This is a genomic window from Bacillus sp. FSL K6-0268, assembly GCF_038005425.1.
GTDB lineage: Bacteria > Bacillota > Bacilli > Bacillales > Bacillaceae_G > Bacillus_A > Bacillus_A thuringiensis_S.
The window spans coordinates 1-6,958 of sequence record NZ_JBBOTF010000011.1 but is presented as its reverse complement, the minus strand read 5'-3'; the positions used below and the strand labels follow the sequence as shown (position 1 = coordinate 6,958).

Sequence of the window (6,958 nt, the reverse complement as noted above, 5' to 3'; positions counted from 1 at the left end):
CATAAAAACCTTGGACGTTGCCCAAACCCACTGGGGAACTCTTCCCCAGACCCCCTATAAAAAAACACCCCCAACCCCCTCACTTTTTGAGGGGGCTCCCTCGCCAGTAGGCAGGGCCAAACGGGTACCGTTTGACAAACACAAAAGGGTCTTGGTGTAGTGAATCTGTCAACTCCTTAATGCTCACTTTGTTCCGCTTACCGTTGACAGATATTATATATCCGTTTTTTTTTAAATATATTTTAATCATTTGAATCTAATATTTTAAAATCATATGCAAACATTTTTCACCTGAAGTAGGGGTTCGACCGAGATACATGTAATTTTAGGTCATAAGCTGTATTTTATTTCCATTATCGGATTTCGGCGTAACAAAAAGACTTATTACTAATAATGTTACGAATTACTTTTGATACAGTATTTTGTTACATCTAGTTCAACGATTATGATATTTCATATTTTCAAATACAAAATGTAACATAAACGTTCGTTTTTGTTACAAATATCCCCGATAAACAACGTTTGGTAAAAAATGTATTGCTATGACCTAGTTTTACACGTATCTCGGCTGAACCCCAAGTAAATACAGCTAAAAGAGTAGGTTGTCGGGATTCTTCAATTGTTTATGCTCTCTCGAAAACGACGTGATAAAAAACAAATATTAGACTGTCAAATCTATCAAAATTTTTTTCATGGTCAAACAATAACTTCTCTGAATTTTTAACATCCTAAAACCTTTTAATAGCAAATTCAATCCGTTGATCATAAATAGTTACTTTGGGATGTAGAAAAGCAAACGAAAATACAATTGAGAGGTATCTATTTGGGTACTTTTTTTTTGTCGAGAGAATGATAGATTTCTATACAACGAACACAAATAGTAAGGATAATTTGATTTAAATTTATTTATATAAAAAAATTTATGTATAAACATAAAAAATATTCATTACAAAATAATATTTAATTGTTTTATTCTTGTCCTTTAGCTAAGGACAAGAATATGAAAAACGTGATGTTATAAGGAATCTGTATTTTTTTGGTCTATTTAACCAAAAAAGGGATTTATTTTACATATCCTTCACTTTCCCTGTAAATGTAAGATTTGAATTAGGAAGTACTTCTTGAAAGTTGAGATGTAATAAATTAGAACAAGGGAGAGTTTTATTATGACTTTAAAACAGAATAAACTAATTTTATCTATACTAGCTGTAGTGCTATTCTTTACTACAATATCTTCTAGTCTAAGAGCTTTTGCAGCTGAAGAGAATAATAATACTGCTGAAATCACTATAATGTCTGATGTAAATAAAGTAAATAATTTATCAGATACATTAACTGAGTTATCTTTATCAAAAGATAATATTGTTTCTAAGTACGAAATTGCTGCAAATGGACAAACAACGGGTATAATAAATGTAAAAGGTGCTTCCGATGACGTTTATTATAATCTTTATGTAAATAGTGAAAATAATGTTGAATTTATAAGTAAGCAAGAAGCGCATTCTAATGGGAACACATCTTTTAACTTGTATTCGTTAGAGAGCAACGGAAAACTTAGTTTAGCAATGACAGAAACAGCAGATAAAAATGGAAAATTAATTCCTAAAAAAGTAAAAAGAGAAATTAACCAAGCTGCTTTAAAATGGGCATGTATTTTTTCAAGTTATTTAGCGTGTATAGGAGTAGCTGCAGCTGCTGGTTTTGGAGGTGCTTTAGTTAGTGGTCCATTTGGTGCTGCTGCAGGTTTTGCAGGAGGAGCTGCATGTAGATATGTATTCCAAACCCTGGTAGAGAAGTATGGTAGTAAAAAACAAGCTTGTAAGGTGTTGAGTTAAATGAGACATACCTATATTTTTATTATTTTGCTAATCGGGGAGATATGTTTAACTAATTATTTACCGGGGGAATCTTGGATCGATATTTGTCGTAATGTAATAATAATTTGTATTACAAGTATTGCTGTATATTATATATTACTTAAATTAAGCTATATATTGTTCAAAGATAAAAAATAAATTTTAAACTAACACTGAATAATCCATTTATTTTTAAATAAGATTATTCAGTGTTTTATTTTATGTTTAATAAACCACTGTTGATAATATGATTTCGTTTGTAAACCTTCTACTCGGTTAATTTCTTTTCCTTGTTTAAAATAAACAAGCGTAGGTGTTCCGCTAATGTGAAACTCATTCCATACAAATTCAGGTTCTTTTTGTAGATTAACCATTTGTATATCAATGTTCATCTCTTTAACCAAGGGAGTAAGAATTGAAGATGCTGTATGACAATGCGAACAATCTGTTTGGTAAAAATACACTAAAATTTCAGTCTTATTATTCAAAAATTGTTTTAGTTGATTTATTGAAATTAAGTGATTTTGAAAAGTAACAGTTGATTTATCGCTCTTTTGTTGCTTCGTATGTATAATACTATAGACACCAATGCCTAAGGAAAGGAGTATACCTAGTAGCACAATTAATTTTTTCATGTATATAGCTCCTTATGAGATTTTTTACAGTAGTAAACCTTATACAACAGTTTCACCAATTTAACAGGAATATAATTTGGTAATTAGAACCAATTAGTTCTAGATGTTCTATTTTACATAGTATGAAATTTTTAACAAAACAAAATTGTTCTTATTAGAAATATTATCAGTGTAAGAAAACGATAATATCAAGGATTTATACAAAACAAGCAGACGAGAGAATTCTCGTCTGCTTGTTTTGTATAAATATTCACATCAGGTTAACATAACGTCCTATTATCGGTAGCAAATCCTACGGTCTCCCCTTACTCTCGTAAGGGGTTTTCTTTTTTCTCTTTCTTTTTCTTTATGCAAATTTTTATACATTCCTTATACCATGTGGTGTTTTGCTTCCCTATGCCTCGTCAAATTCTTCTTTCTTTTGCATAAAATTATGCATACATCCATATATTTTTTATTCCTTCATTTTTTCAAACGATTTGACATATTTCATAGCAAGGGAATGCTTGTATACTGATTTGTCCTGCATTCCCTTATTGTATGTATGTTATATATCTATTCTTCTTTTTCCGACATTATGACTTCCAAAATTGCCACCACTTTTTTTGTGAAGCAGCTGCCATTACCTTTTTTGTTTCCTGTATTTCTCGAACATATTGCATAAGTAATTGATCTCGGTCTTCTAATCTATGAAAAATACGTTGCTCACTACTAAGCAACTCTTGCTTAATTTCCGCCAATAACTCTTGTTTTAATTGTGCTCTCTCTGCTTGCCAATCTATATCTACTGGGCGAGGGGTGCTCTGTGGAGTGAGCAAGGCTTGTTCTTGCTCACTTATTACTTGTTTAATCGCATATTCTAGCCTTTCACCGTCGCTTTGTAATTCTTTTATTTTTTCTAATATGAGCACGTCCCGCTTTGTAAAAGCTCTACTTTCTTGTTCTCCTTTTGAAAATATATATCCTTGTTTTTCAAGCTCCAAACACCAACGACGTAATGTACTTTTCCCCATTTGTAAACGTTCCGCCACTTCATGATTCCAGTATGCTTTTTCCAACTGAGCACCCCCTGCTTTGTATTCACTTAACTATGATTTTTATTCGAGCAAGGGGTGCTCAGTTCCTTTTGAAACGGTTTTCCTTGTTTTTGGGTGTGAGTGCTGGCTGGGGGTTTGGGGGCTAGCCCCCAGGGTTTACGTATCTATTTCTAAAATAAGTGAAGTTTCCGAACGATAGAACAGGTGGTTCGGCAGGTACAATTGCTAATCCAAGTCGAATGCTCTAATTCCTCGTTTTTGGTCTGTTCGGCTTGGCGAAAAACAATTCCCTGCCGAAAAAAGTTCCGCAAGGACACGCACCAAAAAGGTTATAAAATATAACTTTTTTGGTGCGTGAAGGTGGAGATTTTCAAGAGCAGAGCGGAGGAAAATACTACCTGTTCCTTTCGGAACTTTTAACCCTATATATATAGAGTGAGAAGAGAAGAACTTTGAAAAGTGCTAAAAACGTTGTTATATCAGTAGTTTTAAAGTTTTTCGTGTGTCACAAATTTGTGACACTAGTGTCGCAAATTTGTGACACACGAATTGAAAATAAATATCAATTAAACCTAAAAAAGCTGTATCAAAATTTGATACAGCTTAAAATAGCTTATTTGGTAAATCTTTTAAAATTTTCATTTTCATAGCTTTATAAAACATAACTTGTAATGTTTCATTTACACAATCTTTATCACCCGCATAAATAACATGAGGATTTACAAAAACTGCATATGCTTTAGCATTATTACCCTCAATACCTGAAATCCCTTTAAATAAAATTCCTTTTCGAACTAATGAATTTATTACAGTACTAGTAGATTGTCTTGCTGCATCTATTAACTTTGCAATTTCTGAAATATTTGCTGGAACGGATGTTTTTGCTTTTATATCTAAAACAATACAATTGCTAGAAAATGCGATATAAGGAACAATTTCTGATAAAAAGATTTTTTCCCTATCTGTTAAATATTTATTCTTATATAACCAACCTAAATTTTCTTGCATAAATTGAGCAAACCTTACCTTGGATTGAGGACTTTTTTTAGTTCCTATGTATAATTCTTTACCAGTAGCTTTAACCACTGTTTCCATTGCTGATTCTAACTCTATTTTAGAAACATTATTATATTCTTTCTCAAAATTTTTATATTCAATTTCCAAATCTCTTTTTTTAGCTTTTTTTTCCGCATCTTCAAAATTAATAATATTTTTACTCACATTTCCACTCCTTATTTGTAGAAGGAGTATATTCAATATGATAGAATACATATTTAGAAGAGTATGTATTCTATCTATTAAAGAACAACTCCATTATTTGTATTAATAAAAAACTCCCTTAAAGTTTCCTAGGCTCTTGGGAGTTTTTTATTATCTAAAAAGATTTTGTCTATCATTATATCATGTAAATATTGTTTAAATATAAACGTTCCACAAATTGGTTCTATATACCAATTTGTTTTAAAGACTTTGAATATACTTCTTCAAAAACTACGATGATTGGCTTTCTCTTTTACAAACGTAAAAGCAAAAATAAATGCACCAAGTCCAATCACACCCATCAGAATCGCCATCACAAGCCAACCCCATTCAAATGTTTGTGTTACCATCTCATACAGTTTAGAAACCCCTAATACATTCCAAATCCCCCACTTTAACCCTGTTACCATCATTACTGCAATCAAAGCATATAACAAGACTTGTACCACAGAGACACACACTTCTTCAATTTTTTTTGTCTTAATTCGCATGTTTTGTACTTCATGCGTTTTTTGCTCTATTCGGTACATTTTGTGATAAAAATCAGTAACAAGTGTATCTGTCTTTTTCTCAAAATTCTTCCCAATACTCTCATTCATTTGCTTGAAATAATGGTTCAAAGTTTCAGTAAAACTATCTCTCAAAACTTGGTTCGCTTCTTGTAATTGTTTGACTCTGTTGTTCAAGCTCTCGTTGTTGTTTTTGCTCATTTTGTTCACAGATCGTATTTGTTCGCTCACGAGTTTGTTGTTCTTCTCGATACTTTCGGCTAATTGGTCGATACGCTGTGCTATCAGTTCGTTCTGATGTTCGATCTCCGATATTCTCACTCTGTAACCCAGTTGTTCGCTTGTATTCATTCCCATCAATGGATTGTGTTCTTGTTTGACTTTTTCTAATTGGTCGCTCAAAGCCACGTTCAATTCCTCCTATTTCATAGTCATATCCTAACTTGATTCCTCGCACCCATTTTAAAGCCTCAGGGTGCTTATAAGAGATCGTTCCGCCTCTTACTTTAGTTTCAATACCTAAATCACCTAAAACCTCTGAGAGTCCCTTTAAATCGCTCGTACGAGTTTTCACTATATCAACGGCTTGTCGTATTTCATCTTTCCAAGATGTTTTTCCTTTTTCTAACAATGATTTTTCAGCTGCGCTATAACGGACACAAGCTGTTTTCTCTAGCACTACTGAAAGCCCTTGTTCCTGACAAATTCTATCATTCTCATTTTTTATACAATCACGCTGTTTATTATTGCTATGATACTTCTTGCCATTTTCGATATTAACGGAGTTTATCACGATGTGATTATGTATATGCTCTGTATCTGCATGCGTATAAATAGCAACTTGATAGTTCTTTGCAACAGATTTAGCTAGCTCTAAACCAATTTGATTTGCTTGCTCTGGTGTTACTTCTCCAGGTTTAAAAGACTGAATGATTGTGTGCGCCTGAATACCATTATCCTTTCCATACAGCATTCTCAATTCCTTAAAGTTTGATTTGGCATACTCAATATCACAATTATGACCACTTTTTTCTACTGCTCTTTTTTCCGCATAATTGATTGTTTTGCTTGCTGATTTTGTGTTTCCTAATTTAGTTGTTGCCATAACTCGCTCACTTCTTTTCGTAGTTGTTCAATATTGTAATTTAAACGTTGCCAATCTATATTTCCATCCTTATTCGTATGACAATATTTTGAAATTTGATTCATATTGTTTCCCATCTGACTTAAATTCCTAGCAATGATTTGTCTCGTCTCTTTATCAAATTTCGGAGAAACTAAGCGACTTCCCTGTGCCTTTTTCTTTACGAAGTTTGGCACACTCAAATGCAAAGTTTCAGCTGACTGTTGCAACTTTACATATTCGTCCTCACTTACACGAAAACTGATTTGTCTGCACTCTTTCCGGTTCGGGCCTCTCTGTAAATTGCTAGCCATATCTTTATCTTGTTCACTCATCAAATCCCATCCCTTCATTCCGTTTCCAACGGAAGCGCCATTCAAAATTGGTCTTAATATCTCCAATTTTATCATCGGCGCAAGGGATTTGGCAAGCGTCGCATTTGCTAGCCACTTCGTGGCGCAAATACAGCTTGTCGGGGGTTACCCCCAATCCCCCTTTGTTTTTTTGCTACCGCAAAAAATGCCTAGCTACTGCTAGC

7 protein-coding genes are annotated in these 6,958 nt (G+C 33.1%); 1 reads left to right on the top strand and 6 read right to left on the bottom strand.

What is annotated here, in order from left to right:
* Positions 1–1,166: 1,166 nt before the first annotated feature.
* Positions 1,167–1,835, top strand: coding sequence for a hypothetical protein (locus MHI28_RS36060; protein WP_340829686.1), 669 nt, complete (start codon positions 1,167–1,169; stop codon positions 1,833–1,835).
* Positions 1,836–2,062: 227 nt separating this feature from the next.
* Here MHI28_RS36060 and MHI28_RS36055 read toward each other — a convergent pair whose 3' ends face one another.
* The 6 genes from MHI28_RS36055 to MHI28_RS36030 form a co-directional block, all read right to left on the bottom strand.
* A complete protein-coding gene (locus MHI28_RS36055) occupies positions 2,063–2,491 on the bottom strand; it encodes a thioredoxin family protein (RefSeq protein WP_340829684.1) in 429 nt (142 codons plus the stop codon).
* Positions 2,492–3,066: 575 nt separating this feature from the next.
* Positions 3,067–3,549, bottom strand: a complete 483-nt coding sequence (locus tag MHI28_RS36050) for a DUF3967 domain-containing protein (protein WP_340829681.1) — start codon at positions 3,547–3,549, stop codon at positions 3,067–3,069.
* Between the two features lie 582 nt (positions 3,550–4,131).
* Positions 4,132–4,749 (bottom strand): MarR family transcriptional regulator, encoded by a 618-nt coding sequence (locus MHI28_RS36045; protein ID WP_340829678.1) that lies wholly within the window; start codon positions 4,747–4,749, stop codon positions 4,132–4,134.
* 263 nt (positions 4,750–5,012) lie between these two features.
* Positions 5,013–5,432, bottom strand: coding sequence for a hypothetical protein (locus MHI28_RS36040; RefSeq protein ID WP_340829675.1), 420 nt, complete (start codon positions 5,430–5,432; stop codon positions 5,013–5,015).
* Positions 5,422–6,402, bottom strand: a complete 981-nt coding sequence (locus tag MHI28_RS36035) for a relaxase/mobilization nuclease domain-containing protein (protein WP_340829672.1) — start codon at positions 6,400–6,402, stop codon at positions 5,422–5,424. The genes MHI28_RS36040 and MHI28_RS36035 overlap by 11 nt, the downstream gene beginning before the upstream one ends.
* Entirely contained in the window at positions 6,384–6,755 is a 372-nt protein-coding gene (locus MHI28_RS36030; protein WP_340829669.1) for a plasmid mobilization protein, read from the bottom strand. Before MHI28_RS36030 ends, MHI28_RS36035 begins: the two co-directional genes overlap by 19 nt.
* Between the last annotated feature and the right edge of the window lie 203 nt (positions 6,756–6,958).

Bases quoted from the DNA above. Each gene is read 5' to 3' on its own strand.
- MHI28_RS36030 (WP_340829669.1), bottom strand. From the start codon at position 6,755: ATGAGTGAACAAGATAAAGATATGGCTAGCAATTTACAGAGAGGCCCG.
- MHI28_RS36060 (WP_340829686.1), top strand. From the start codon at position 1,167: ATGACTTTAAAACAGAATAAACTAATTTTATCTATACTAGCTGTAGTG.
- MHI28_RS36055 (WP_340829684.1), bottom strand. From the start codon at position 2,491: ATGAAAAAATTAATTGTGCTACTAGGTATACTCCTTTCCTTAGGCATT.
- MHI28_RS36035 (WP_340829672.1), bottom strand. From the start codon at position 6,402: ATGGCAACAACTAAATTAGGAAACACAAAATCAGCAAGCAAAACAATC.